Below are 24991 nucleotides of genomic sequence, written 5' to 3' on the forward strand. Positions count from 1 at the left end.
ACTTGCGGAAGGACGGATCATGGCGACGATCGAAGAGGCGTTGGAGCTCGAGCGGCTCGAGCGGGACATCTTCCGCGGCGCATCGCTCAAGACCCAGCTGCCTCGCACATTCGGCGGGCAGGTTGCCGGACAGGCGCTGGTGTCGGCGGTGCGCACGGTGGAACCCAAATACCAGGTGCATTCGCTGCACGGGTATTTCCTGCGTCCGGGTCGGCCGACCGAGCCGACGGTCTACGAGGTCGAGCGGATCCGGGACGGTCGCTCGTTCTGCACGCGCCGGGTGACCGGGATCCAGGACGGTCAGGCGATCTTCACCATGTCGGCCTCGTTCCACGTCGGAGACGAGGGGCCGCAGCATCAGGACATCATGCCGCAGGTGCCGCCGCCGGACGATCTGCCGGACGCGGAGAAATCGATGAGCCCGGAACGTCTGTGGGCCATGCGCGAATGGGAGCACTGGGACATCCGCCCCATCCCGATCGACCAGGTCACTCAGCGCGACGGCTTGATCTCCCAGCAGCAGGTGTGGTTCCGCTACCGCCACCCGCTGCCGGACGATCCGCTGTTCCACGTCTGCACGCTCGCCTACATGAGCGATATGACCCTGCTGGGCTCCTCCAAGGTCACCCATCCGGACGAGCCGACCCAGAACGCGTCGCTCGATCACGCCATGTGGTTCCTGCGGCCGTTCCGCGCCGACGATTGGCTGCTCTACGACCAGAATTCACCGTCGGCCGGATTCGGTCGCGCGCTGACCGGCGGCCGGATCTTCACGCGGCAGGGCGAATTGGTGGCGGCGGTCGTCCAGGAGGGACTCATCCGCACCCTTCGCGTGGACTGATCGGCGCTCAGGCGGGCTGGACGCGCAGGTGGCACACGACGGTATCGGGTAGGCGGCGCAGCTGGCGTTCCAGTTCGTCGCTGCGGTGGCTGGGCAGTACCCGGCCCCATCCGGCGGGCGGGTCCACCTCCGCGATCAGCACCACCTTGCGGCGTCCGTCGAAGTTGTCCCGTACGTAGCGAGCCACCGGAGCGCCGACGCTGCAGTCCCCGGCGTCGATGATCTCCAGCCGCACCTCCGGATGCCACGCCTCCCACGCCTTGGTGAACACGGTGGTGTTCTCGCCGGGCAGGCAGACGTGCACCGCGACGATGTCGTGGCCGAGCGAGAGCGCCGCGGACAGCGCCTCGCGACTCAGTTCCGAGACCTCCGAGACCGGTACCACGATGACGGTGCCGGTGGCGCGCGGCGGCGCGGGCAGACATCCGGTCCCGCGGCAGCCGTCGATCCGGTTGTACTGCTTGCGAATTCGTTCCATCACCAGGACCAGCAGCGGCAGCACGAACACGATCAGCCAGGCGCCCGAGGTGAATTTCATCGCGGTGGTGACGATCGCGGCGACCAGGGTGAGCATCGCGCCGAAACCGTTGAGCGCCAACCGCCATCGCCAGCCGCGCACGTGATCGCCCAGCCAGTGCCGGACCATACCGGCCTGCGCGATGGTGAATCCGACGAAGACGCCGATCGCGAACAGCGGAACCAGCGCGTTCATATTGCCGTCCGCCGCGATCAGCAGCACGCCGGACGAAATGCCCAGGGCCAGAACGCCGTAACGGTAGACCTCACGCGGGGTGGCCACCGCGAACCGGTGCGGCAGGCAGTTGTCCTCGGCCAGGATCTTGGCCAGGGTCGGCAGGCCGCCGTAGGAGGTGTTGGCGGCCAGCGCCAGCAGGACGACAGTGGCGAATTGCACAATGTAGTAGGCGATTCCGTGACCGAGCGCGGCCGCGGTCAGCTGGGACAGCACCGTGGTCCCGTCCACCGGGTGGATGGAGAACTTGCCGATCAGCGTTGCCAGGCCGAGCAGCATCACACCCAGCAGGACACCGAGGGCGACCTCGGCGCGCTGGGCCTTGCGCACGCGCGGCTGCTCGAAACTGGGTACCGCGTTGGCGATCGCCTCCACCCCGGTCAGCGCGGAGCAGCCGCTGGAGAATGCCTTGAGCAGCAACAGGATTCCGATGGTGCGGGCGCTGGTGACCGTGGTCGCGGCGGTGCTCGCCACGGCCGGTTCCGATCGCAGCAGCCCGGCCACGATCACCACCAGGACGCCTATCACGAAGACCGCCGTCGGGGCCATGAACGCCCGCGCGCTCTCCCGGATGCCGGCCAGATTCAACGCCGTGATGCCCAGCAGGACCGCCAGGCAGATCCACACGGTGTACGGCAGCAACGCGGGAATCGCCGAGGTGAGCGCCGCGACGCCCGCGGCGATCGAGACCGCGACGTTCAGCACGTAGTCCACGATCAACGAGGCCGCCGCGACCAGGCCGGTCCGATGACCCAGATGTGCGCGGGCCACGGCGTATGCCCCGCCGCCGTTGGGGAAGGCCGCGATCACCTGGCGGTAGGAGGCGATCAGCACGGTCAGCAGCACCACGATGGCCACCGTCACCGGCAGGGTCATCCCCAGTCCCGCGCTACCGGCCGCCGCCAGCACCAGCACGATGGATTCGGGGCCGTACGCCACCGAGGCCATCGCATCCAGGGACAATCCCGCCAGTCCGGTCGCCACGGTCAGACCGCGCCGGGGCGACGAGGTGTCCACCGGCCCGCCGGGCGCGGGCGCGGTATCGGGCAATACGTCAGTCACCTGCGCGAGTGTTCCCCCGCGGGGCCCGTTTGTAACAGCGCACTTGCGAAGTTTTGACGGACGGGTGACCAGAACCACATCCGCGCCCGGCCGCACGAGGTCCCTGCCCGCGTGCTCGTATGCTCGACTGGTGAAACCGATCATCGGAGTGCTGGCGTTGCAGGGTGACGTGCGCGAGCATTTCCACGCCCTCGCCGCCTGCGGCGCCGAACCGGTGAACGTGCGCCGCGAATCCGAGCTGGCCGCCGTCGACGGCCTGGTGCTGCCGGGCGGCGAATCAACCGCGATCAGCAAATTGATCGAGGTCTTCGGGCTGCTCGAACCGCTGCGGCAACGGTTGCGCGACGGGCTGCCCGCATACGGCTCGTGTGCGGGAATGATCCTGCTCGCCGATACGGTCCTGGACACCCGGCCCGATGCGAAATCGCTGTCGGGCATCGATATGACCGTGCGGCGCAACGCTTTCGGCCGTCAGGTGGATTCGTTCGAGACCGATCTGGACTTCGAGGGCATCGAGGGCGATCCGGTGCGCGCGGTGTTCATCCGCGCGCCGTGGGTCGAGCGTGTCGGTGCGGGGGTGCGGGTTCTGGCGACGGTACCGTCGGGGCCTGCGGCCGGCCGGATCGTGGCGGTGCGCCAGGGCAGCGTGCTGGCCACCTCGTTCCATCCGGAGGTGACCGGCGATCTGCGGGTGCACGGCATGTTCGTGGACATGGTCCGCGAGCGGACGGCCGCTCGGCTCGGCTGAGCCGCCGGTCCGGGCGCCGCGAACGTTCCCCTGGGGCGTTGGTGGGCGTCCGGTATGACCTGAGACACCGGGCAGTAGACTGACACGGTTAGCTGCGCGAATCTCGAGCACACCGACGTGAAGGAAGTAGGGGAATGAGCGGCCACTCCAAATGGGCCACCACCAAGCACAAGAAGGCCGTCATCGATGCGAAGCGTGGCAAGATGTTTGCCAAGCTGATCAAGAACATCGAGGTCGCGGCGCGGACGGGTGGTGGGGACCCTGGAGGAAACCCGACTCTGTACGACGCCATCCAGAAGGCGAAGAAATCCTCGGTCCCGAACGACAACATCGAGCGCGCCCGCAAGCGCGGCAGCGGTGAAGAGGCCGGCGGCGCGGACTGGCAGAACATCACGTACGAGGGATACGGCCCGAACGGGGTCGCCGTGCTGATCGAATGCCTCACCGACAACCGCAACCGCGCCGCCGGTGAGGTGCGTGTGGCGATGACCCGCAACGGCGGCAATATGGCCGATCCGGGTTCGGTGGCGTACCTGTTCCACCGCAAGGGCGTGATCACGCTGGAGAAGAACGGCTTGAGCGAGGACGACGTCCTGATCGCCGTGCTGGACGCGGGCGCCGAAGAGGTCAACGATCTGGGCGACTCGTTCGAGATCATCAGCGAGCCCGGCGATCTGGTCGCCGTGCGCACCGCGCTGCAGGAGGCCGGTATCGAATACGACTCGGCCGATTCGGGTTTCCAGCCGTCGGTCTCGGTCGCGGTCGACGCCGAAGGGGCCCGCAAGGTGTTCAAACTCGTCGACGCCCTCGAGGACAGCGACGATGTGCAGGACGTCTACACCAATGTGGACGTCAGCGACGAGGTGCTCGCCGAACTCGACGCGTAGTTTCCGTTCCCCCGAAGGCCGCCCGCAGCGAATGTCGCGGGCGGCCTTCGGCTTCGGATCAGGATGCCATGTTCGTGCGGAATCGTTCCTTGATGAACGACTCGAGCGGATGACCCGCGACGGCGACCAGCAGCAGCGACCACAGGCCGACTCCGGGCCAGGCCAACGCGATGATCAGTGCGATACATGCCGCGACCACCATGGACCAGCGCAGGACGAGTTCGGTCGGTGTGGGTGGCTGCGGATCCGAGAGCAGGCCGGCCTGATACAACACCAACTCCTCGATCCGCTGCACCGTCATCGTGTAGATGATGACGCCCAGGTAGATCCCGACAGCCAGCCGATCCCGGTGGGTGAACTCGTCCAGCACCGTCGCCAGCGGCAGCGCCACAATGCCGAACAGCCAGAACATATTCACCCGCACCAGCAGGTGGGTATATCCGGTCGCCCGCTCGAACAGCCGGTGATGTTCACGCCAGAACACCCCGATCACCGCGAAGGTGACCGCCGCGGCGATCAGTGTGTAGGCGTTGTCGGAGAAGAACTTCGACGTCGTACTGTGCTCGACCTCCCGAGCAGTGTCGACCAGCGGCAACACGATCAGCGTGATGGCGATGGCCACCACGGCATCACTGAAGAAGATCACCCGGTCGAGGCCGCGGTCGGTCTTGGGCGGGGTGGTTTTCGCTGGATCGGTACTTAGCTCACTCACCGGACGAGCCTATCGAGTCGAGCGGCGATGGGCGCGGTGACGAGCGGCGGGGAGGTGGCCGTCGAGTGGCTGGTGGATGGGCGTTGTGCGGTGTCAGTGGATGGGATCGGGTGATGGGGGTTGCGGGTTGCGGTCGAAGACCTTGCGGAAGATGTCGTCGGCGTGGCTGCCGGGATCGGGGGAGTCGGGGATGAGATGGAAGGTGCGGGTGCCGTCGGGGAGGCGTTCGGCGCGTAGGAACAGGTCGGTGGAATGGGGAGATTCGGCTCGGCGGCAGGCGAATTCGGTGAGGTGGGTGACGAAGATTATGGAGATTCCGGTGTCCAGGAGGGCATTCAGGAGTGGTTCGGCTATCTGTTCCGCGTCGCGAGCGGCGGTCGAGGCGAAGGATTCGTTGCACAGCAGGAGTGAATCGGGGGCCATGCGGTCGACGAGATCGCTCATCCGGGCCAGTTCCTCGACCAGTTTGCCGTGTGACATGGTGCGGTCTTCGTCGGCGGCGAAATGGGTGAACACTCCGCCGTGTACGTCGGTGTCGAAACTCTCTGCGGCGACGAACATCCCGGCGTGCGCCATCAGTTGCGCCGCGCCGACCGCGCGCAGGAAGGTGGACTTGCCGCCGTTGTTGGCCCCGGTGACGATGATGAGCGAGCGGCCGTCGGCATCGAGGTCGTTGCCGACGACCGGTCGCTCGCCCATCAGGCACAACCCGATATCGCGTAATCCGGTGCTGCGCAGGCGCGGTGCGCCCGGGGGATGGACGGTCGGCAGGCAGATGGGTACGCGATCTCGTGTCAGCCTGCGGTGCAGGGTGACGCAGCCCAGGTAGAACGCCAGCTGAGTGCGCAGTTGTGCGAAGAAGTCCTGCACATGATCGGCGGCATCGCTCACCACGTCGGCGATGATCTGTAAAGCCGGATTCTGCAGCTGGACAACGGGATTGGATTCGGTCTCCGGATCGTCGATGGCCTCGAACGTTCGCCCGGTGCGGCGATCGAGGCCGAATCGGCGTCTACGGATGGGTGTATGCAGGCGAATTCCGGCGACCTTGTTGCCGAGGCCCAGGCCCGCGGTGAAATGCAGACCGTTCTCGAAATCCAGTGCGGCGAGCTGCTGTTCGACCGATACCAGATATGGCTCATCGAGTTCCGCGGCGACCGTCGCCATCAGATCGGCGAATCCGGCGGATTCGAACGACGGGGCATGGTACGCGCACGCCGCCCGCAACTCGCGCAGACAGCCGAGCAGCTCTCGCAGCGGCTCCAGGGCGAGTAGTAACTTGCCGTTCGGGCGATGCCTCGGACCGACCTGCCAGCGTTTGACTCGCGTTGCCTCCGTAGCGATCCGGTAGAGCTCGCGAACTGCCGCCGGGTGGGCACAGCAGTCGGCGAGGACGGCGTGACGGTAGCGGATCACCTCGGGATCGGCGACGCTCGCGGGCAGGATCGCCCGCACCGCCTCGGCGACCGCCGGATCCTCGCCGTACTCGTCGTCGTGGGCCATGGCCGTGCACAGGGCGTCCAGACCGAGATCGGTGAGGGTGCGCTGTTCGGTGGTGACGGTCCGGACCGTGACGCCGGGCGGTTGCAGCAGAGCCAGTCTCATCGGCGGATCCTCGCGGTCACCCGGTCGTAGGTCAGCCCGTGCCGACCGGCGAGTTCGAGGGCGTGGAGCTGTCCGTCGGGCGGCCTGCGCTCGATGCGGAAGGTGCGCCGGGCGGTGCCCTCGCCCGATTCGGTGACCGCGACCATGCTCACGACCGCGGGTGAAGTGCGGGAGAGTTCCTCGAAGAAGGTGACCCACAGCGCCATTGCGCCCCGGTCGATGATCCGGCCGAGGATGTCCCCGCCGATCCGCAACGCGTCGGAAGTACTTGTCGAGCTGAAACTTTCGTTCATCACGATCACGCTGTCGGCCGTTACGCGGTCGAGGGTGTCACGCATCCGGGTGAGCTCGCCGAGCAGTCGGCCGTCCGGATCCCCGGGATCCTCGGCATGTTCGAAATGGGTGAAGATCGCGTCCGGCAATGGCAGGCGGGCCTCGCGGGCCGGAACCGGGCAGCCGAGCGCGGCGAAATACAGCAGCTGCCCGAACATTCGGGCGAAGGTGGTCTTCCCGCCCTGGTTCGGGCCGGTCACCATCAACACCCGTTCCGGGCCGGACAATCGGAAATCGTTGCACACCAGGACAGCAGCCGGATCCGGCCGGACGATGCTGAAATCGTGCACCTCGCCTCCCCACGTGCGATATAGGTGACCCGTGCGGCTCGCGCGGTCACCCCGTCATCGAAGGCTAGAAGCATTGCTTACCGGCCGTCAAGTAATGAAATGCCTCCGGACGGTGGTCCGTTCGAGTGGTCAGGTGATCAGATCGGGTTTACCCTGCGCGAGTGGATCGGGATTGGCGCGAAGGCGAGTACCTCGAGTGTCTGTGGGGTGAGCGTCATCGTTTCGCCTGGGTGATGCGGCGGTACGGGGGAATGACGCAGGTGGAGGCGGAATCGAGTGCGATGCGACGGTATCCGTACGAGCAGGCCGACGCACCGCATCGCGGGCTGATCTTCCACGACGAGGCGTGGCATTGGGCGATGCTGCGAATTCACGGTGAGCGGTATGCGCACGAGCGTCCGGAACTGGCTGCTCCGTCCGCGGCGTATCGCGAACTCGACTGACCGGGCAACGAAAATCCCGGGGCGAGCCGTGTGGCTCACCCCGGGACGTCGTCTCGCGATGCTCAGGTGTTCGCCGGTACCGGCAGGCCGACTCGCGCGCTCACCCAGGCCAGTGACGAGCTGAACGCGGCCGAGGCGAACTGCCAGGTGTGCCCGCCCTTCGTGGTGTGGATCGTGCAGTCGATGCCGACCTTCTTGCCTGTGGCACACAGCTTCTCGGCCGCGCCGACCTCACTCGAACCCTCGAAGGCGTCCTGACCGCCCTTGCCGATCTGATCCTCGCTCACCTTCGGCATCTTGAAGCCCTTCGGCATCGCGTGCTTACCGTCGCGCTGCGGGGCGGTCAGATCGTCGAACAGGCCGGCGATCCCGGTGTAGGGGCCGTGCTTGTCCATCACCGTGACCGGGTCGAAGCGCTCCCATGCCTCGGTGCTGCCGCCGTAGAGGCGCTGGATCGTCTGCGCCTTGGTGCCCGAATCGGGTCCGGCGTCACCGGCGATATCGACGAAGGTGCGGAACAGCTCGGGATGCATCACCGTCAGGTCCACGGCGCAGGTGCCGCCCATGGACCAGCCGACCACCGCCCAGTGCGCCGGATCGGAGGATGCGTTGAACTTCGATTCCACATAAGGGACAACGTCTTTGGTCAAGTGGTCGGCGGCGTTGCCGCGCGGTCCGTTGACGCATTCGGTGTCGTTGTTGAAGCTGCCGCTGGAGTCGACGAACACCAGGATCGGAGCCTGGCCGTTGTTCGCCGCGGTGAACTTATCGATCTCCGGCATGATCTGCCCGCTGCGCAGCCAGTCGCCCGGGGTGTTGAACTCGCCGCCGATCATCATCACCACGGGCAGGGACGGCGGGGTCTTTCCGGCGAACCAGGCCGGGGGCAGGTAGACGTATTCGGTGCGGTGGTTGAAGCCGCTGCCGTTGCTCGGGATGTCCGCCGGGACCACCACGCCGGTCTTCGGATTCGTGCCGCGCAGGCCCGCGAGCGCGTCCGTGGTGGTCTGATGCGGCAGCGGACCGGCGGTCAGCGCGCTCCAGGCGGATTGCACGGTCGGGTAGTAGCCGACCCACTGATTGAGCACCACACCGGTGCTGGCGATCGCGAACGGCAGCGCGAGGATGGCTGCGACGCGCTGCCACCAGCGCGCACCCGGCCAGCCGATCACCACGACGACCAGCGCCCCGACCATCAGGCCCACGCAGATCCAGAGCAGGACGGGAGCGGGATCCGAGGCGAGCCCCTGATCGTTCGTGTACACCCAGGCGCCCAGCGCACCCGCGACGCCGAGCACCACCGCGATCGGGATCCGGATCAGCCACCACCGTCGGGTGAGCCGGACGATCGCGATCAGCAGCAGCACGATCGCGACGATCTCGATGGTCAGCGGCAACCACCCGTGCAGCAGCGACGTTCCGTGATGGAAGTTCATCTCGTAGGGATTGAGCTTCGCCGACGGCATCGTCGGAGCCGGTGGCGGCGCCACGCCGGCCGGTGTCGGGGTGGGCGTTGTCGTGACGTCCGTCTGCACAGGAAACACGGCCGTAATTCTCGGGGGTCTACCTCGAGGTTTGCTGTGAGGGGCCTACGAGTGGAGTGTACGGAGCGGACGGAATCTCCGCTTCGTCGTCCATCGCCGGCGAGGATGCCCTGATCACGAGGCTGATCAGGGCAGACGGGCGCCGCCCCGCACCGGTCGCACATTCACGGGCGACACGATGCGTGGGCGGCGGTGTTCGAGCGGATGAGGTCAGTCGCCGATGCGGTCGCCGGTTTCGGGGTGGAACAGGTGGACCGCGGCGGGATCGGTGATGTGCAGGGCGATCGATTCGGCGAGACGGGCCGGGGCGCGCTGGGGGGAGCGGGCCACGAAGGTGACCGGAGTGCCCTCGAGTCCGGAGATCGGGTCGCCGGGGATACGGGTGTAGACGTACGACTCGCTGCCGAGTTCCTCGACCAGTTCGACCGTGGCGGTGAAACCCGTTCCGTCGCGGCGCAATTCGAGATGTTCGGGGCGGATGCCGAGGGTGACCGAATCCAGCTTCGCCTCGCCGAGGCGGGTCATCCGTTCGCGCGGCAGTTCCATCGTGGTTCCGGCGATGTCGACGCCGCCCGGGGTCAGTGGCACGGTGCACAGATTCATCGAGGGTGAGCCGATGAATCCGGCGACGAAGGCGTTGGCCGGGTGGTCGTACAGCGTGGCGGGAGTGCTGAACTGCTGCAACTGGCCGTCGCGCAGCACCGCGACCCGGTCACCCATCGTCATCGCCTCCACCTGATCGTGGGTGACGTAGACCGTGGTCGTGCCCAGGCGACGCTGCAGCGCCGCGATCTGGGTGCGGGTCTGCACCCGCAGTTTCGCGTCCAGATTGCTCAGCGGCTCATCCATGCAGAACACCCGCGGCTCGCGCACGATGGCGCGGCCCATCGCGACGCGCTGGCGCTGACCGCCGGACAGTTTGGCCGGCTTGCGATCCAGATACGGTGTGAGCCCGAGCAATTCGGCGGCGTCGGCGACCCGGCGCTTGCGCTCGGCCAGCGGGACCTTCATCATCTTGAGCGCGAAGCCCATGTTCTCGCCGACGGTCTTGTTCGGGTACAGCGCGTAGTTCTGGAACACCATGGCGATATCGCGGTCCTTGGACGAGACACCGACCATGTCCTGACCGTCGATGCGGATGGTGCCGCCGTCGATCTCCTCGAGTCCGGCGAGCATGCGCAGCGCGGTCGACTTGCCCGAACCCGAGGGTCCGACCAGCACGATGAACTCGCCGTCGGCGATGTCCAGGTCGAGCGAGTCGACCGCGAGCGTCTCGGCGCCCGCGTACACGCACGAGGCCTTGTCGTATTGAATGGTGGCCATTGTCGTTTACCTCACTCGAGCTCTTATTTGATGGCGCCGAAGGACAGTCCGCGCACCAGCTTGTTCTGCGCGAACCAACCGGCCAGGACGACGGGCAGGGCGGCCAGGGTCGCCGCGGCGGACAGCCGGGCCCAGTACAGGCCCTCGCCGGTGATGAAGCCGACCAGGAACACCGGCATGGTCTGGGCCTGCACGGCGGTCAGGTTGACCGCGAAGAAGAATTCGTTCCAGGAGAAGATCACGCAGATCAGCGCGGTGGCGGCGATACCGGGGGAGACCAGCGGCAGGATCACCTCGCGCATCGCGGTCCACAGGCTCGCGCCGTCCATGCTGGCCGCCTCGAGTAGCTCGCCCGGGACCTCCAGGAAGAACGACCGCATCATCCAGACCGCGATCGGCAGATTCATCGCGGTGTAGAGGATGACCAGCGTCCAGATGTTGTCCAGCATGCCCAGATCGCCGACGATCACGTACAGCGGGATGATCGCGGCCACGATGGGCAGCATCTTCGTGCCGATGAAGAACATCAGCGCATCACGGGTGCGCGTGATCGGGCGCAGCGAGAGCGCGAACGCCGCCGGAATGCCCAGCACCAGAACCAGAATCGCGGAGACGATGGTCGCGAAGGCCGAGTTGAGCAGGGGCGTGCCGACACCGCTGGAGAACACCGCCGAGAACTGGTCCAGCGTGGGGACGAAGAACAGCTTCGGAGTGTTGGTGTAGGCGTCACCCTCCTGCTTGAACGCCGTGAGCACCATCCACAGCACCGGGAAGAACATCCCGATACCGACGACCCAGGCCAGAATGCCCCAGCCGATACCGGCCCGATTGCGGCGGCGGCGCACCGGAACCTGTTGCGCCGCAGATGATGTGGTCGCGGGAGCGGTAGTCGTGGTCATGCCGCCTCCTCCTTCCCGGTGAACGAGGTGAACAGCAATCGCAGCGCGAACGTCGCCACGACCGTCGTGCCGACGACGGTGACCACGCCCATGGCCGCGGCCTGGCCGATGTCGAAGCCGAGGAAGGCGCGCTGATAGATGTAGAACGGCAGGTTGGAGCTGGCGATGCCGGGTCCGCCCTGGGTCATCATGTACACCGAGTCGAACGTGTTGACCAGGTAGATCGCGCCGAGCACGGTACCCAGTTCGATGAAGCGGCGCAGGTGCGGCAGGGTGAGTTCGCGGAACACCTGGAACGAATTCGCCCCGTCCACTCGCGCGGCCTCGGTGATCTCGCGCGGCATGGACTGCAGGCCCGCCAGGATCAGCAGCATCATGAATGGCGTCCACTGCCAGACCATGTCGGCCATGACCGCGGGCAGCGGGAATTTGCTCACCCAGTCGGTCTGGCCCGCCCCGAACGGTTTGAGCACGAAGTTGATCAGCCCGAACACCGGATCGAGCATCGTGGTCTTCCAGATCAGCGCTGCGGCGACCGGCGTGACCAGGAACGGCGTGATCAGCAGGGTGCGCACCACGCCGCGCCCGAGGAAGGTGCGATCCAGCAGCAGCGCCAGCAGCAGTCCGAGGACGACCGAGACGATCACGGTGCCGACGATCAGGATGACCGTGTTGAGCGTGACCGACCAGAACTGGTTGTCCCGGAACACATCCGCGTAGTTGCCGAGCCCGACGAAATGCCGCGAACCGGGCCGGACCAGGTTCCAGGACTGCGTCGAGTAGTACAGGGTGAACACGAACGGGATCTGCGTGACCACGATCATGAAGATCAGCGCGGGCAGCAACGGACCGCGCTTGCGCCAGCCTTCGGCGCGGGAGACGCCCTGAGCGCGTCGGACGATCTCCGATGGTGGGGTGGCCTCGGGGGCCGTGGTGGTTACGGACGTCATGGCTACTGATTCCCTCGATACGACCTGCCGACGGTCTCGGCATACTCCTGGGACTGTTGGAGTGCGGTCTGCACGCTCTCCCGCCCGGCGATCGCCGCGCTGATCTGCTGGCTCACCCGGGTGCCCAGATCCTGGAATTCCGGAATGGCGAGGAACTGGATGCCGGTGTACGGAACCGGTTGCACCGTGGGATGTTCCGGATCCACGGTCGACATCGCCTGCAGGGTGACCGGGCCGTACGCCTTGGCGGCCTCGGCGTATCCCGGGATCTGGTAGGTGGAGTTGCGGCTGCCCGGCGGCACGTGTGACCAACCGAGCTTCTCGCCGACGTGGTTGATGTACTCCTTACTGGTCATCCAGGAGATGAATTTCCATGCGGCGTCCGGATTCTTGCTGGTCTTGGGGATGCCCAGCGACCAGGTGTACAGCCAGCCGGAGTTCGGCTTCTGCGCGACCGGGGCCAGGACGTAGCCGATCTTGCCGACCACCTTGCTCGCCGAGGGATCCTCGAGGACACCCACCGCGGAGGTGGCGTCGTACCACATGGCCGTGTCGCCCTGGGACAGCTGCGTGGCGCACTCACTGAAACCGCTTGTCGCCGCGCCCGGTTCGCCGTATTTGCGAACCAGGTCGACGTAGAAGTTCACCGCCTTCTCCACCTGCGGGCTGGTGAGCTGGGCATTCCAGTTCTCGTCGAACCAGCGCCCGCCGAAGGTGTTGATCACCGTGTCCAGCGGGGCCAGCGTCTCACCCCAGCCCGGATCGCCGCGCAGGCAGATCCCCGAATGCCCGTGTGCGGGATCGTCCAGCTTGGCGGCGAACTGGGCCACCTGATCCCAGGTGGGCTGATCGGGCATGCTCAGACCGGCCTGCTGGAACAGATCCTTGCGATACATCAGGAACGAGGACTCGCCGTAGAACGGCACCGAGTACATATCGCCCTTGTAGGACAGCGACTTGCGCAGCGAGGAGATGAAGTCGGGCGCGTCGTAACCGGGGGTTTTCGCCTGGTAGGGAGCCAGGTTGGTCAGCCAGCCGTCCGCGGCCCACTGCGGCGTCTCGTAGTTGCTGATCATCACCACGTCGAATTCGCCGCCGCCGGTCGCGACCGAGGAGGTGATCTTGGCGCGCGCCTCGTTCTCCGACAGCGAGACGAATTTGAGCTTGATGCCGGGATTGGCGCGCTCGAATTCGCCGGAGAGCTTGATCGCGTCCTGCATCTGCGAATTGGAGACCATCGCGATGGTGACCGTGCGGCCGCCGCCGGAGGTGAACGAGCCCGCGCCCGCGCAGCCGCTCAGCGTCAGCACCGCCGAGAGTGCCAGTGCCGCTAGACATTTCACGCGTCGCCGGGTGCGGCCGGGGCCGTTCTTGTTCATGGGCGTTGTCATGGGCCTGCGCCCTCCTTCTTTTCCAGCAGCCACCGCGCGCACTCGATGTCGGTGACCAGGATCGTGGCCAGACCGCCGCGCAACGCGCCGAGGACGGCCTGGTGTTTGGACTCGCCACCGGAGATCAGCACCGTGCATCCGCAGGCCCGGATCGCGTCGAGACCGACCGAGACCGTGCGCGCGGCAAGGGATCCGGGCAGATCGGTGCCGTCGGCGCGGAAGAACCGGCCGCCGATCTCGCCGACGGCGCCGAGGCCGCGTAGCTCGTCGAGCAGGGCGGTGTCCAGATAGCTGCCCTCGAACAGGGTGGTCGCGGTGGAGGCCGTGCCGACGCCGAACATCATCACCTCGGCGTCGCGGCCCAGCGCGATGGCGCGGCCCAGGACCGAATCCTGTTCCAGCGCGGTCACCGTCGCGGCGTCGGCGTAGAGCGGTGCGTGCAGCCGGACCGGTGCGGCCTGTAGTTGGGTGGCGCAGCGACCGAGGGTGAATTCGACGCCGGTCTGGTAGTCCGAGGAGGTGAGCGAGCCGTCGAGCTGGACGACGGTGGCGCAGCGCGCCGAATGCGGTCCGAGTTCGGTGGCCACGGCGATGGTTTCCGGACCCCAGGTGAATCCGAGGGTGGCCTGCGGCCGCAGCCGCCGTCCGAGGACCGCGACCGCGGCGCGGGCCAGCGGGGCCAGGCTCGCGGGGGAGTCGTCGGGCGCCTCGCCGAGTACCACCGCTTCGGTCAGTCCGTAGGCCGCCTCGAGCTCGCGCTCCAGATCGGTGTGCACCGTGGCGCGCAGCTCATCCGGGACCACGATCTCGATGCGGACCAGACCCTGGGCGCGGGCTCGGGCGATGAGCCGCCCCGCAGTCGGGCGCGAAACACCCAGTACGGCAGCGATTTCGGCCTGCGTGGCGCCCTCGAAGTGGTAGAGCCGCGCGGCACGCAGCGCCATCCGGACGTCCTCCGGATTGCTGGGCCGGGGTTCGGGGGCCACGGTGCTCCTCATCGAATGATCATCTGCTCACGGGGTGATCTATTGCTCGGAACACGGTACCATCGGGCATGTGACGCACACAACACTTTCGTCATCGACCTATGACCGCAGCGGGCTGACGGCCGGCATCGTGCACTTCGGAGTCGGCGGATTCCATCGCGCGCACCAGGCGATGTACATCGACCGGCTACTCGCGCGGGGCGGATCGAAGGAGTGGGCCATCTGCGGCGTCGGCGTCCTTCCGGGTGATCGCCGCATGCGCGATGTGCTCGCCGCGCAGGACGGGCAGTACACGCTCTCGGTCGTGGGCGCCGACGGCGTCTGGGACACCCGGGTGATCGGCTCGATCACCGAATATCTCTACGCCCCGGACGATCCGGAGGCGGTGCTGGCGAAACTGGCCGATCCGGCGACGCGTATCGTCTCGCTCACGATCACCGAGGGCGGTTACGGAATCGACGCGACCACAGGTGAATTCGATGCCGCCGAGCCGTCCGTCGCGGCGGATCTGGCGCCGGATGCGGTGCCGCGCACGGTATTCGGCCTCGTGGTCGAGGCGCTGGCGCGGCGGCGGGCCGCGGGCATCGCGCCCTTCACGGTCATGTCCTGCGACAACATCCAGGGCAACGGTGAGGTGGCGCGGCGGGTGTTCGGCACGTTCGCGCGCTTGCGTGATGCGGACCTGGGCGAGTGGATCGACCGGGAAGTGAGCTTCCCCAATTCGATGGTGGACCGGATCACACCGGTCACGCCGCCGGAGGCCGAGGCGGAGGTTCTGCGCCGCACCGGAATCACGGATTGGTGGCCGGTGATCACCGAGCCGTTCACGCAGTGGGTGCTCGAGGATTCCTTCACCCTGGGCCGTCCGGCCTACGAGGAGGTCGGCGTGCAGGTGGTCGAGGACGTCACCCCGTACGAGCTGATGAAGCTGCGCCTGCTCAATGCCGGCCACCAGGGCATCGCCTACTTCGGGCACCTGTGCGGCTACCGGATGGTCCACGATGCCGCGCGGGATCCGCTGTTCGACCGATTCCTCATGCGGTACATGGATTTCGAGGCCACGCCGACGTTGCGCCCGGTTCCGGGCGTCGATCTGGACAGCTACAAACGCACCCTGATCGAACGTTTCGGGAATCCCGCGATCGGTGACACCATCGCCCGGCTGTGCGCCGAATCCTCGGACCGGATTCCGAAGTGGGTGCTGCCGGTCATCCGGGAGCGGCTGGCGGCTGGCGGCGAGATCGACTGCGCCGCGGCCATCGTGGCGAGCTGGGCCCGCTACGCGGAGGGGGTCGACGAGCAGGGAGAGCCCATCGAGGTGGTCGACCGGCTGCGCGATCGGCTGGTGCCGCTGGCGCAGCGGCAGCGCACCGACCCGACCGCATTCCTGTGCGACCGTTCGGTATTCGGCGATCTGATCGACGAGCCTCGGTTCGTGCGCCCCTATCTGGCCGCTCTGGAATCGCTGCACACCAAGGGAGCGCGGGCCACACTGGCCGATCTTGCCGGGCAGGAGTGAATCGCCGACTACTATGTCGGCGAAAAAGGTGGGTCGGTGCTCGGCGGACGAGGCCCGAGGGTTACTTTTATATCGCTATGAAAACTGCCGCCACCACAATTTCAGGAGCATGGCGCGCGGGCGACGACACGGCAGTGTCGTTCCGTGACGCCGCCGTCGCATGGGCGCTGGCCGCCCATGAGGTCCTTGCCGAAACCGCCACCGGCTATGGACATTTCGTGACCGTCGAAGATCTGGCCGATCGGGTGCAGGAGATGTCGGGCGTGCGTACCGACGCCCCGACCCGCACGTGGATGGACGCGATTCTGCGTAAGGTCGCGCGCCGCTGCCACAGCGCGGGAGAACCCCCGCTGACGGCATTGTGCGTGCGAGCCAACCACACCGTCGGCGACAGCTACAAATATGTCCTCGAACTCGCCGCGCTGCCGACGCCGGAGGATCTGGAACTGCATGCGGCATACGCGCGTTGGCAGTGCTACCAGACCTACGGTGCGGAGATCCCGGCCGACGGTGGCGTGCCGCCGCTGACACCGAAGGTCGCAGCGCGGCGTCGCACGGTCACCGCGCGTCCGGCCGAGCCGGAGCCCGATCCCGTGGCCGCTCCGGCGGTGTGCCAGCAGTGCTTCATCCAGCTGCCGGCCAACGGAATCTGCCAGTACTGCTGAGGCTTTCGTGGCTCGCACCGGCAGCCGGTGCGAGCCACGGTGCGTGTCCGGCGTCGCGGTGGGTCAGTGAAATGCCTTGAGCCCCACCACTCCCGCGACGATCAGCAGTAGGCAGACGATGCGGCTCACGGCGGCGGACTCGCCCAGCCACAGCATGCCGACCAGCGCCGTGCCGACCGCGCCGATGCCGACCCAGACCGCGTAACCGGTGCCGACGGGAATCGTGCGCAGCGCGTAGCCGAGCCCCGCCATGCTCAGCGCCAGGGCAACCAGGAAGCTGATGCTGGGCCACAGTCTGCTGAATCCCTCGGACTTCTCCAGCGAGATCGCCCAAGCGGTCTCCATGAATCCCGAGACGATCAACAGTATCCACGCCATGCTCGTACCGTATGCGACCGTCCGGTTCTCTCCGGCACCGCTCCGGTCGGATGTGCGGCGGAGCACAATGGCGGCATGGTCGAACTCGTACTGGTGCAGGGCGACATCACCGAACAGGCCGTCGACGCGGTGGTGAACGCGGCGAACTCCTCCCTGCTCGGCGGCGGGGGAGTGGACGGCGCGATCCATCGCAAAGGCGGTCCGGCCATCCTCGCGCAATGCCGGGATCTGCGCGCATCCCGGTACGGCAAGGGGTTGCCGACCGGCGCCGCGGTGGCCACCACCGCGGGAAATCTGCCTGCGCGCTGGGTGATTCACACCGTCGGTCCGGTGTGGTCGGCCCGTGACGATCGTTCGGAGTTGCTCGCCTCCTGTTATCGCGAATCGCTCGCCGTCGCCGACGAACTGGGCGCGGCGACGGTGGCCTTCCCGGCGATATCCACCGGAATCTTCGGCTGGCCGATGGACGACGGCGCCCGAATCGCGATCGAGACAGTGCGTTCGGCGCACACGGACGTGCAACGGGTCAGCTTCGTGCTGTTCACGCCCGACGGGTACGCGACATTCGAGAACGCGCTGGTCTGAACGCTTTCGCGCGAATACGTCGGTGGCCTGCGCTACAGCTGGACCGTGGCGAACTCGGAGGAACCGTCCCCGATCAGGTCCGGGCCCCGGGTCCGTGTCGGTATCGGGGCGGTTGCCGCTCGTCCTCTAGACTTCGAACAACTGTTCGCGAATCGGGTAGGGGTGCTTACGTGCGGGTGATGGGTGTGGACCCCGGGCTCACCCGGTGTGGTCTGAGTGTCGTCGACGGCGGGCTGGGGCGACAGGTGAGCGCCGTCGGGGTGGATGTGGTGCGGACGCCGCCGGAGATGGACCTCGCGCATCGGCTGCTGGCGGTTTCCGATGCGGCCGAGCAGTGGATGGATACGCACCGGCCCGAGGCGGTCGCGATCGAGCGGGTGTTCTCCCAGCACAATGTGCGCACCGCGATGGGTACCGCGCAGGCCGGTGGCGTGATCGCGCTGGCCGCGGCGCGGCGCGGCATCCCGGTGGCATTCCACACGCCGAGTCAGGTGAAGGCGGCGGTCACCGGTAACGGGTCCGCCGACAAGGCGCAGGTGACCGTGATGGTGACCAGGATTCTCGGGTTGGCGACCGCGCCGAAACCGGCCGATGCCGCCGACGCGCTCGCCCTGGCGATCTGTCATTGTTGGCGGGCGCCGATGCAGGAGCGGATGGCCAAGGCCGAGGCCATGGCCGAAGAACAGCGGCGCAGATATGCGGAACGACTTGCCCGGCAACGGAAGGCGGTGAACCGGTGATCGCGTCGGTACGCGGAGAGGTGCTCGAGATCGGCCTCGACCATGTGGTGATCGAGGCCGCCGGGGTCGGCTACCGGCTCAACGCCACACCCGCGACGCTGTCCACGCTGACGCGCGGCGAGGAATCGCGGCTGTTCACCGCGATGATCGTGCGCGAGGATTCGATGACCCTGTTCGGCTTCGCCGACACCGAGGCGCGGGATCTGTTCGGTCTGTTGCAGACCGTCTCGGGCGTGGGCCCCCGGTTGGCGATGGCGGTGCTGGCGGTGCTCGAACCCGAAGCGCTGCGCAAGGCCCTGGCCGAGAGCAATGTGGCCGCGCTGACCCGCGTACCCGGTATCGGCAAGCGCGGGGCCGAGCGCATGGTGGTCGAACTGCGCGACAAGGTGAATTTGGTTCCGGTGCAATCGGGTCCGCCCGGGGTGACGCCCGTTCCGGTGGTCACGCCGGTGCGCGATCAGGTGATCGAGGCCCTCGTCGGACTCGGGTTCGGACTCAAACAGGCCGAACCGACGGTGGACACGGTCCTGGCCGAGGATCCGGGGCTGGACACCTCGAAGACGTTGCGCGCGGCGCTGGGCATGCTCGGGAAGAACCGGTAGCGGCGGATGGGCGAGGAGTTCGAGGACGAGGAGCAATCTCCGGTCACCGCAAGCTATCTCAACTCGGACGGCGATGTCGAGGCGAGTCTGCGGCCCAAATCCCTGGATGACTTCATCGGTCAGCCGCGGGTGCGGGAACAGTTGGCACTGGTGTTGCGCGGCGCGAAACTGCGCGGCGGCACGCCCGACCATGTGCTGTTGTCCGGTCCGCCCGGACTGGGTAAGACCAGTATGGCGATGATCATCGCGGGGGAACTCGGCTCGGCGCTGCGGATCACCTCCGGTCCGGCGCTCGAGCGGGCCGGTGATCTGGCCGCGATGCTGAGCAATCTGGTCGAGGGCGATGTGCTGTTCATCGATGAGATCCACCGCATGGCCCGCCCGGCGGAGGAGATGCTCTATCTGGCGATGGAGGATTTCCGGGTGGACGTCGTGGTCGGCAAAGGCCCCGGGGCGACCTCGATCCCGCTGGATATCGCGCCGTTCACCCTCGTCGGCGCGACCACGCGTTCGGGTGCGCTGACCGGTCCGCTGCGTGACCGGTTCGGCTTCACCGGACATATGGATTTCTACGAATCCGATGAGCTGCAGAGCATTCTGGAACGTTCGGCGCGGATTCTGGGCGTGCACCTGGAATCGGATGCCGCGAGCGAGATCGCCGGACGGTCGCGCGGCACGCCGCGTATCGCCAACCGACTGCTGCGTCGCGTGCGCGACTATGCCGAGGTCCGCGCCGACGGCGTGATCACCGTCGACATCGCCCGGGCCGCCCTGGCCGTCTACGACGTCGACGCCCTCGGCCTGGACCGCCTGGACCGCGCCGTACTGGGCGCCCTGGTCCGCAGCTTCAGCGGTGGCCCCGTGGGCGTTTCGACGCTGGCCGTGGCCGTGGGCGAGGAGGCCGCAACGGTCGAGGAGGTGTGCGAACCCTTCCTGGTCCGCGCCGGAATGGTCGCCCGCACCCCCCGCGGCCGCGTCGCCACCGCAGCCGCCTGGGAGCATCTGGGCCTGGTCCCGCCCCCGGACCTCGTCTTCGGCTCGATCGAGGTCCGCGGTCGCGAACCGAACCCCACTCTGGATCTGTTCGAATGAGCTGTGCGCCGGGTGTTCCCGGCGCCGGCTCGTTCAGTTGAGGGCAACCTTCGTACCGCCGGAGAACGCCGAATCGTGAAAGTCCATGACGGCCGGCGTCGTTCCCGCGGGCACGTCGTAGGCCAGAATCACGGAGATGTGGTTCCCGGGATTTACCGTGGTCGCGAGATTCGGGTTGAGATTCACTTCGGCGGTCGAATCGTCGCTGTAGATCTTGCCCTGGCTGTCGATCAGCTTCTGGTTGTCGGCGAAATAGATCTGGGGCGCAGCCGCGGTGTTGGTGATGTCGACGTGCACGAGGATGTACTCACCCTGTGCGTCCCGCTTCGTGATTTCATCGGTCCCAACGGTTTTCGTCGGCGGATCGACCCGGGTGACGGTGAATCCGAACTTTCCGTCGCGGACCTGCGTGCCCGCCGGGGCCGCATTGTCCATGGCACTGGTGGGTGTTCCGTTCCGGGCTTCCTGGGCGACCTTGTTGGTGGCAGTGGTGAGCAGTGCGCCGCAGCCGCCGACGATCACCACGAAGACCACGACGAATCCGCCCAGGACCCACGGCCAGGTGCGGCGCTTCCTGGGCGGCTGCTGCCGGTACCCGCCGTAAGGCGGCTGCCGGTACGGGCCCGGGGACTGGACACCATGCGGCGGAGGCACATTCGACATCGGGATCACCCCTCCTGCTCTTTCGTGATCGATGAATCGGAAGCTCGCTCGGCCTGCCCGGAGGGGACAACCGAAACCTCCGGCGGATGAACAGTCTTGCGCCGGGATCACATCGAAGACGGAAAGATGCTCTGGGAGATGACATTCGAGAACAGACGGGTGCGGATCATCCCGATACTGCGGGACTTTGTGCCACTTGCCCGCCCCACGGGCCCGGTGTAGGTCCGCGGACGGGCGTGCCGACGGTCAGCGGCGGCGGCCGTGCAGGTAGTCGCTGACCACGGCTGCGCCGAGACCGTCGAGGTCGGGGGCGATGACGCGGCCGCCGCTGCGGCGGGCCACCAGGTCGACGAAGGCGGCCAGGCGAGGTTCGTCGCCGAGCATGAAGACCGTGATGGAGGCGCCCAGTTTGGCCAGGGCGTCGACCTGGGTCATGGTGACGGCCAGGGTTCGTGGCTGGGGCGGCCAGTTGAAGTACGCCTCACCGTCGGATTCTAGATGGGCGGTGGGCTCGCCGTCGGTGACGACCAGGACCACCGGGACCGCATCGGGATGCCGGCGCAGATGCCGGGCGGCCAGCAGCAGGGCGTGGTGCAGATTCGTGCCCTGCTCCCAGACCCCTTCCAGCGCGGTCAATTCCGAGACGTCCACCGATCCCGCGTGGCGGCCGAAAGTGATCACTTCCAGTGCGTCGGAACGGAATCGGGTGCTGATCAGCTGATGCAGCGCCAACGCGGTGCGCTTCATCGGTACCCACCGGCCCTCCTGCACCATCGACCAGGAGGTGTCCACGCACAGCGCCACCGCGGCCCGCGAGCGCTGTTCGGTCTCGACGATCTCGACATCGGAGACGTCCAGCCGCACGCTGCGGCTGCCCGCCGAAGCCGAACGCAGTACCGCATTGCGCACGGTTCGCGAGACGTCCCAGGGTTCGGTGTCGCCGAACCGCCACAGCCGCGACGCGCCCGTGGGCTCGCCCGCCGCACCCGCCAGCGCGGTGTCCCGCTCGCCGCGCCGCGATCGCAGCTGCCCGACGACCGCGCGCAACGCGGTCTCACCCAGTCGGCGTAATGCCTTGGGCGTCAAGCGCAGTGAGCCGTCCGGCGCGCGTTCGAACAAACCCTGGCGGCGCAGCTCACGCTCGAGTTCGGCCAGACGCCGGGCGTCGACGCGAGCCTCGTCGCCGAGTTGGCGGGTGAGCGCGTCGAGATCGATGTCCTCGAGCCGCGCACCCGGATAGGACTGGCCGAGTTGTTCGGCCAGGGCGTCGAGTTCGGCCAGATCCTGCATGGCCTGCGCGCCCTCGCCCATGCCAAGTGGATCCTGTCCGCGGAATCGCTGCGCGGACTCCCAGTCCTCACCCGGACGCAACGCACGCAGATTCGCGTCCAGCGCCGCGACCTGCGCGGCGACGTCCGGATCGCCGAATGCCTGCCCGATCAGGTCGGACAGTTCGGCGCGCTGCTGTTCGGACATCGAGTTGAGCATGCGTTGCGCGGCAGCCGAACGCGCGGCGAGCGCATCGATCAGCTCATCTGTGTCGCGCGGATTCTCCGGGAAGAATTCGCCGTGCTCGGCCATGAACTCGGCGAACTGCTGTTCGGTGTCCTCACCGCGGGCATGCGCGGTCAGCAGATCGTTCAGATCGGACATCATCCGCTTGATGCGTTCGACATCCTCGGGCGTGGTGCTCTGCAGCGCCTGCTTCATCCCCTGGAAGCGCGATTCGAGCAGTTCCTGGCCGAGCATGTCGCGGATCTTCTGGTAGTTCTCCCGGCCGGTCTCCGAACGCCAGTCGTATTCGGACAGTTCGCCCACCGCGGCCGCGGTGCTCGGCGGCAACGCGTCGAGCTGGGCCTCGGCGAAGCGGGCGTCGTCGGACGGATCGGGGAACAGCGCCCGGCGTTCGGCGTCGAGCGCCTCGTCCAGCAGCCTGCGCACCTCCTGCAGGGTGCCGTCGAGCCGGTTGCGGCGGGTGATGTCGGCGCGACGCTGCCAGACCTGCCGGGTCAGCTCGTCCAGGCCGCGCATATCGCGCATGCCGCGGCGCAGCAGCTCCTCCAGCGCGCGCCGGGGCGAGCTGCCCTCCATCACCTCGCGCCCGATCTGGTCCAGGGCATCGCGCAGATCCAGTGGCGGCGCGAGCGGATCGGGGCCGTCGTGATAGGGGCCGTAGGAGTAGCGATCAGGGGCAGTCATGGTCTCTCACAAGAGGGTTCGACGGCGGTCACGAACCGTAGACCGCCATGCCGTCGTCGGTGTCCTTGGCAACCTGCCGGGCCAGGAACAGCGCCTCCAGGGCGAATTCCACGGCGGCCGCGATCCGGGTGGGCGGTTCGGTGGGGCCGACGCCGAGGCGTTCGGCGACCTCGTGCAGCACCGGCAGTTCGGGCAGTGCGGACAGCACGTCCTTGCCGGGGATGCGTTCACCGGTGGTGACCATGTTGCCGTCACCGACCGCGGTGGCCAGCGGTCGCAGATTCACCCCGCCCAGGCGGGCGCGGGCGGTCTCGGAGAACGCGCGGCGCATCAGGTGGGTGAGATGTTCCTGTTCGCGGCCCTCCTCACCGGATTCGAACTCCAGCTTGCCGCGCAACACCGCGGGCACCGACTCGAGATCGACCGGACGCGCGACCGCGGGGCTCTCCCCGGTGATCGCGGACCGGCGCAGGGCCGCCGCGGCCACGGTTTCGGCAGCGGCGACGGCGAAGCGCGCCGACACACCCGAACGCTGGTCGATCGCGGGCGATTCGCGCAGTTGCCGCACGAACCGGGCGAGCACCTCGATCAGCGGATCGCCGACCTCCGCGACCAGTTCGGCCTCCTGGCGGACCAGATCCACCTCGGCTTCCACGTCGAGCGGGTAGTGGGTGCGGATCTCCGCGCCGAAGCGGTCCTTGAGCGGGGTGATGATGCGGCCGCGGTTGGTGTAGTCCTCCGGATTGGCCGTCGCGACGAGCAGCACGTCCAGCGGCAGGCGCAGCGTGTAGCCGCGGACCTGGATATCACGCTCCTCCATGACGTTCAGCAGCGCGACCTGGATGCGTTCGGCCAGATCAGGCAGCTCGTTCACCGCGACGATGCCGCGATGCGCGCGCGGGACGAGTCCGAAGTGGATGGTCTCCGGATCGCCCAGGCTGCGGCCCTCGGCGACCTTGACCGGGTCGACGTCGCCGATCAGGTCGCCGACCGAGGTGTCGGGGGTGGCCAGCTTCTCGGCGTAGCGCTCGGAGCGGTGCCGCCAGGCGACCGGCAGATCGTCGCCGAGTTCGGCGGCCAGGCGCCGTCCGGCCGGGCTGATCGGGTCGAGCGGATGTTCGCCGAGTTCGGCGCCCGCGATGACGGGCGTCCACTCGTCGAGCAGGCCGATCAGCGTACGCAGCAGCCGGGTCTTGCCCTGGCCGCGCTCACCGAGCAGGACGACGTCGTGTCCGGCCAGCAGCGCGCGCTCGAGTTGCGGCAGGACGGTTCGGTCGAAGCCGACGATGCCGGGCCACGCGTCGCCGCCGGAGCTGAGCAGGGCCAGCAGATTCTCGCGGATCTCGGACTTCACGCTGCGCGGCAGATATCCGGCGGCACGCAGTTCGCCCGCGGTGGTGGGGAGGTTCTCCGGTGCGGTCACCGTATCGACGCTACGACGATCTTGCGGTCCCGTCGACGCAACCGACCTGCGGCGTCGGCCGGAAAAGAAGTTGACAGGTGTGCATCCTCGGATATCGTACGAACTGCCGCTTTCGCGGTACTTCGGGAAATACCTGGCCAAGGCCCGGTTTCCGTGCCCAGCGGCCGGCGAATTCGGCTCTGCGCGAACATCTGCTCGCCCGACTGAGCCGCACAATGCGGTCGGATATGTGGAAATGGCGGGCGCGCACCGGCATTCGACCGGCCCCGGGATACGCGCACCGAATGCGGCGGACTGCGTCGCAGGGCGTAGCCGCGAATACGCACCACGGCGCAGGCGCGCCGGACCGAGTGCGATCTA

General features: G+C 67.5%; 24 protein-coding genes. 10 read left to right on the top strand and 14 right to left on the bottom strand.

The genetic code is table 11. The annotated features are described in order from the left end of the window. The first annotated feature begins 19 nt into the window (after positions 1-19). Positions 20-841, top strand: coding sequence for an acyl-CoA thioesterase (locus K7711_RS23650; protein ID WP_222971620.1), 822 nt, complete (start codon positions 20-22; stop codon positions 839-841). Positions 842-848: 7 nt separating this feature from the next. Here K7711_RS23650 and K7711_RS23655 read toward each other — a convergent pair whose 3' ends face one another. After that, the gene (locus K7711_RS23655; protein WP_222971789.1) at positions 849-2540 is read right to left on the bottom strand and encodes an APC family permease; all 1692 of its coding nucleotides are present in this window, start codon (positions 2538-2540) and stop codon (positions 849-851) included. 241 nt (positions 2541-2781) lie between these two features. On the opposite strand from K7711_RS23655, the gene pdxT reads away from it, so the two are divergent. Both pdxT and K7711_RS23665 read left to right on the top strand, forming a co-directional pair. Next, the gene (gene pdxT, locus K7711_RS23660; RefSeq protein WP_222971790.1) at positions 2782-3402 is read left to right on the top strand and encodes a pyridoxal 5'-phosphate synthase glutaminase subunit PdxT; all 621 of its coding nucleotides are present in this window, start codon (positions 2782-2784) and stop codon (positions 3400-3402) included. Between the two features lie 134 nt (positions 3403-3536). Then, entirely contained in the window at positions 3537-4289 is a 753-nt protein-coding gene (locus K7711_RS23665) for a YebC/PmpR family DNA-binding transcriptional regulator (RefSeq protein WP_222971621.1), read from the top strand. Between the two features lie 58 nt (positions 4290-4347). Here the strand turns inward: K7711_RS23665 and K7711_RS23670 are convergent, their stop codons facing one another. The 3 genes from K7711_RS23670 to K7711_RS23680 form a co-directional block, all read right to left on the bottom strand. Then, positions 4348-5001 (bottom strand): TMEM175 family protein, encoded by a 654-nt coding sequence (locus K7711_RS23670; RefSeq protein WP_222971622.1) that lies wholly within the window; start codon positions 4999-5001, stop codon positions 4348-4350. A gap of 93 nt (positions 5002-5094) precedes the next feature. Next, complete coding sequence (locus K7711_RS23675) at positions 5095-6606, bottom strand: MutS-related protein (protein WP_222971623.1); 1512 nt, start codon at positions 6604-6606, stop codon at positions 5095-5097. Further along, the gene (locus K7711_RS23680) at positions 6603-7229 is read right to left on the bottom strand and encodes a MutS-related protein (protein WP_222971624.1); all 627 of its coding nucleotides are present in this window, start codon (positions 7227-7229) and stop codon (positions 6603-6605) included. The genes K7711_RS23675 and K7711_RS23680 overlap by 4 nt, the downstream gene beginning before the upstream one ends. A gap of 161 nt (positions 7230-7390) precedes the next feature. Here K7711_RS23680 and K7711_RS23685 point away from each other — a divergent pair, with 161 nt between their 5' ends. Continuing rightward, the gene (locus K7711_RS23685; RefSeq protein WP_222971625.1) at positions 7391-7672 is read left to right on the top strand and encodes a hypothetical protein; all 282 of its coding nucleotides are present in this window, start codon (positions 7391-7393) and stop codon (positions 7670-7672) included. A gap of 62 nt (positions 7673-7734) precedes the next feature. Here the strand turns inward: K7711_RS23685 and K7711_RS23690 are convergent, their stop codons facing one another. The 6 genes from K7711_RS23690 to K7711_RS23715 form a co-directional block, all read right to left on the bottom strand. Then, complete coding sequence (locus K7711_RS23690) at positions 7735-9138, bottom strand: alpha/beta hydrolase (RefSeq protein WP_222971791.1); 1404 nt, start codon at positions 9136-9138, stop codon at positions 7735-7737. Positions 9139-9426: 288 nt separating this feature from the next. Beyond that, positions 9427-10539: an ABC transporter ATP-binding protein gene (locus K7711_RS23695; protein ID WP_222971626.1), complete on the bottom strand. Its 1113-nt coding sequence runs from the start codon at positions 10537-10539 to the stop codon at positions 9427-9429. A 23-nt stretch (positions 10540-10562) separates the two neighbouring features. Then, on the bottom strand, positions 10563-11438 hold the full coding sequence (locus tag K7711_RS23700; RefSeq protein WP_222971627.1) for a carbohydrate ABC transporter permease: 876 nt from the start codon (positions 11436-11438) through the stop codon (positions 10563-10565). Beyond that, a complete protein-coding gene (locus K7711_RS23705; RefSeq protein ID WP_222971628.1) occupies positions 11435-12388 on the bottom strand; it encodes a carbohydrate ABC transporter permease in 954 nt (317 codons plus the stop codon). Before K7711_RS23705 ends, K7711_RS23700 begins: the two co-directional genes overlap by 4 nt. Positions 12389-12390: 2 nt before the next feature. Beyond that, positions 12391-13779, bottom strand: coding sequence for an ABC transporter substrate-binding protein (locus K7711_RS23710; protein ID WP_235747633.1), 1389 nt, complete (start codon positions 13777-13779; stop codon positions 12391-12393). Continuing rightward, positions 13776-14777, bottom strand: a complete 1002-nt coding sequence (locus K7711_RS23715) for a sugar-binding transcriptional regulator (RefSeq protein WP_222971629.1) — start codon at positions 14775-14777, stop codon at positions 13776-13778. The genes K7711_RS23710 and K7711_RS23715 overlap by 4 nt, the downstream gene beginning before the upstream one ends. 58 nt (positions 14778-14835) lie before the next feature. Between K7711_RS23715 and K7711_RS23720 the strand changes: the two genes are divergently transcribed. Together K7711_RS23720 and K7711_RS23725 are read left to right on the top strand one after the other, a co-directional pair. Beyond that, positions 14836-16284 carry a mannitol dehydrogenase family protein gene (locus K7711_RS23720; RefSeq protein WP_308014906.1) on the top strand — a complete coding sequence of 483 codons (1449 nt, stop codon included), beginning with the start codon at positions 14836-14838 and terminating at the stop codon, positions 16282-16284. Positions 16285-16361: 77 nt separating this feature from the next. Next, a complete protein-coding gene (locus K7711_RS23725) occupies positions 16362-16949 on the top strand; it encodes a hypothetical protein (RefSeq protein WP_235747634.1) in 588 nt (195 codons plus the stop codon). A 63-nt stretch (positions 16950-17012) separates the two neighbouring features. Here K7711_RS23725 and K7711_RS23730 read toward each other — a convergent pair whose 3' ends face one another. Continuing rightward, positions 17013-17327: a DMT family transporter gene (locus K7711_RS23730; RefSeq protein WP_222971630.1), complete on the bottom strand. Its 315-nt coding sequence runs from the start codon at positions 17325-17327 to the stop codon at positions 17013-17015. A gap of 75 nt (positions 17328-17402) precedes the next feature. Here K7711_RS23730 and K7711_RS23735 point away from each other — a divergent pair, with 75 nt between their 5' ends. The 4 genes from K7711_RS23735 (at position 17403) to ruvB (ending at position 20346) form a co-directional block, all read left to right on the top strand. After that, positions 17403-17912, top strand: coding sequence for an O-acetyl-ADP-ribose deacetylase (locus K7711_RS23735; RefSeq protein WP_222971631.1), 510 nt, complete (start codon positions 17403-17405; stop codon positions 17910-17912). Positions 17913-18082: 170 nt separating this feature from the next. After that, complete coding sequence (ruvC, locus tag K7711_RS23740; protein WP_040825074.1) at positions 18083-18652, top strand: crossover junction endodeoxyribonuclease RuvC; 570 nt, start codon at positions 18083-18085, stop codon at positions 18650-18652. Then, positions 18649-19254, top strand: coding sequence for a Holliday junction branch migration protein RuvA (gene ruvA, locus K7711_RS23745; RefSeq protein ID WP_222971632.1), 606 nt, complete (start codon positions 18649-18651; stop codon positions 19252-19254). Before ruvC ends, ruvA begins: the two co-directional genes overlap by 4 nt. Before the next feature lie 6 nt (positions 19255-19260). Continuing rightward, the gene (gene ruvB, locus K7711_RS23750; RefSeq protein WP_222971633.1) at positions 19261-20346 is read left to right on the top strand and encodes a Holliday junction branch migration DNA helicase RuvB; all 1086 of its coding nucleotides are present in this window, start codon (positions 19261-19263) and stop codon (positions 20344-20346) included. 33 nt (positions 20347-20379) lie between these two features. On the opposite strand, the gene K7711_RS23755 is transcribed toward ruvB, so the two are convergent. From K7711_RS23755 to K7711_RS23765, 3 genes are all read right to left on the bottom strand, one after another. After that, a complete protein-coding gene (locus K7711_RS23755; protein ID WP_222971634.1) occupies positions 20380-21009 on the bottom strand; it encodes a DUF4352 domain-containing protein in 630 nt (209 codons plus the stop codon). A gap of 246 nt (positions 21010-21255) precedes the next feature. Beyond that, positions 21256-23208 (bottom strand): vWA domain-containing protein, encoded by a 1953-nt coding sequence (locus K7711_RS23760; protein WP_222971635.1) that lies wholly within the window; start codon positions 23206-23208, stop codon positions 21256-21258. 28 nt (positions 23209-23236) lie between these two features. After that, on the bottom strand, positions 23237-24631 hold the full coding sequence (locus tag K7711_RS23765) for an ATP-binding protein (RefSeq protein ID WP_222971636.1): 1395 nt from the start codon (positions 24629-24631) through the stop codon (positions 23237-23239). Positions 24632-24991 lie beyond the last annotated feature (360 nt).

Origin of the sequence: Nocardia coffeae (genome assembly GCF_019890715.1) — a bacterium.
Taxonomy (GTDB): domain Bacteria; phylum Actinomycetota; class Actinomycetes; order Mycobacteriales; family Mycobacteriaceae; genus Nocardia; species Nocardia jiangxiensis.

Bases quoted from the DNA above. Each gene is read 5' to 3' on its own strand.
- K7711_RS23650 (WP_222971620.1), top strand. From the start codon at position 20: ATGGCGACGATCGAAGAGGCGTTGGAGCTCGAGCGGCTCGAGCGGGAC.
- K7711_RS23655 (WP_222971789.1), bottom strand. From the start codon at position 2,540: ATGGCCTCGGTGGCGTACGGCCCCGAATCCATCGTGCTGGTGCTGGCG.
- K7711_RS23665 (WP_222971621.1), top strand. From the start codon at position 3,537: ATGAGCGGCCACTCCAAATGGGCCACCACCAAGCACAAGAAGGCCGTC.
- K7711_RS23675 (WP_222971623.1), bottom strand. From the start codon at position 6,606: ATGAGACTGGCTCTGCTGCAACCGCCCGGCGTCACGGTCCGGACCGTC.
- K7711_RS23690 (WP_222971791.1), bottom strand. From the start codon at position 9,138: ATGCCGTCGGCGAAGCTCAATCCCTACGAGATGAACTTCCATCACGGA.
- K7711_RS23695 (WP_222971626.1), bottom strand. From the start codon at position 10,539: ATGGCCACCATTCAATACGACAAGGCCTCGTGCGTGTACGCGGGCGCC.
- K7711_RS23700 (WP_222971627.1), bottom strand. From the start codon at position 11,438: ATGACCACGACTACCGCTCCCGCGACCACATCATCTGCGGCGCAACAG.
- K7711_RS23705 (WP_222971628.1), bottom strand. From the start codon at position 12,388: ATGACGTCCGTAACCACCACGGCCCCCGAGGCCACCCCACCATCGGAG.
- K7711_RS23710 (WP_235747633.1), bottom strand. From the start codon at position 13,779: ATGACAACGCCCATGAACAAGAACGGCCCCGGCCGCACCCGGCGACGC.
- K7711_RS23715 (WP_222971629.1), bottom strand. From the start codon at position 14,777: ATGAGGAGCACCGTGGCCCCCGAACCCCGGCCCAGCAATCCGGAGGAC.
- K7711_RS23725 (WP_235747634.1), top strand. From the start codon at position 16,362: ATGAAAACTGCCGCCACCACAATTTCAGGAGCATGGCGCGCGGGCGAC.
- K7711_RS23730 (WP_222971630.1), bottom strand. From the start codon at position 17,327: ATGGCGTGGATACTGTTGATCGTCTCGGGATTCATGGAGACCGCTTGG.
- K7711_RS23735 (WP_222971631.1), top strand. From the start codon at position 17,403: ATGGTCGAACTCGTACTGGTGCAGGGCGACATCACCGAACAGGCCGTC.
- ruvB (WP_222971633.1), top strand. From the start codon at position 19,261: ATGGGCGAGGAGTTCGAGGACGAGGAGCAATCTCCGGTCACCGCAAGC.
- K7711_RS23755 (WP_222971634.1), bottom strand. From the start codon at position 21,009: ATGTCGAATGTGCCTCCGCCGCATGGTGTCCAGTCCCCGGGCCCGTAC.
- K7711_RS23760 (WP_222971635.1), bottom strand. From the start codon at position 23,208: ATGACTGCCCCTGATCGCTACTCCTACGGCCCCTATCACGACGGCCCC.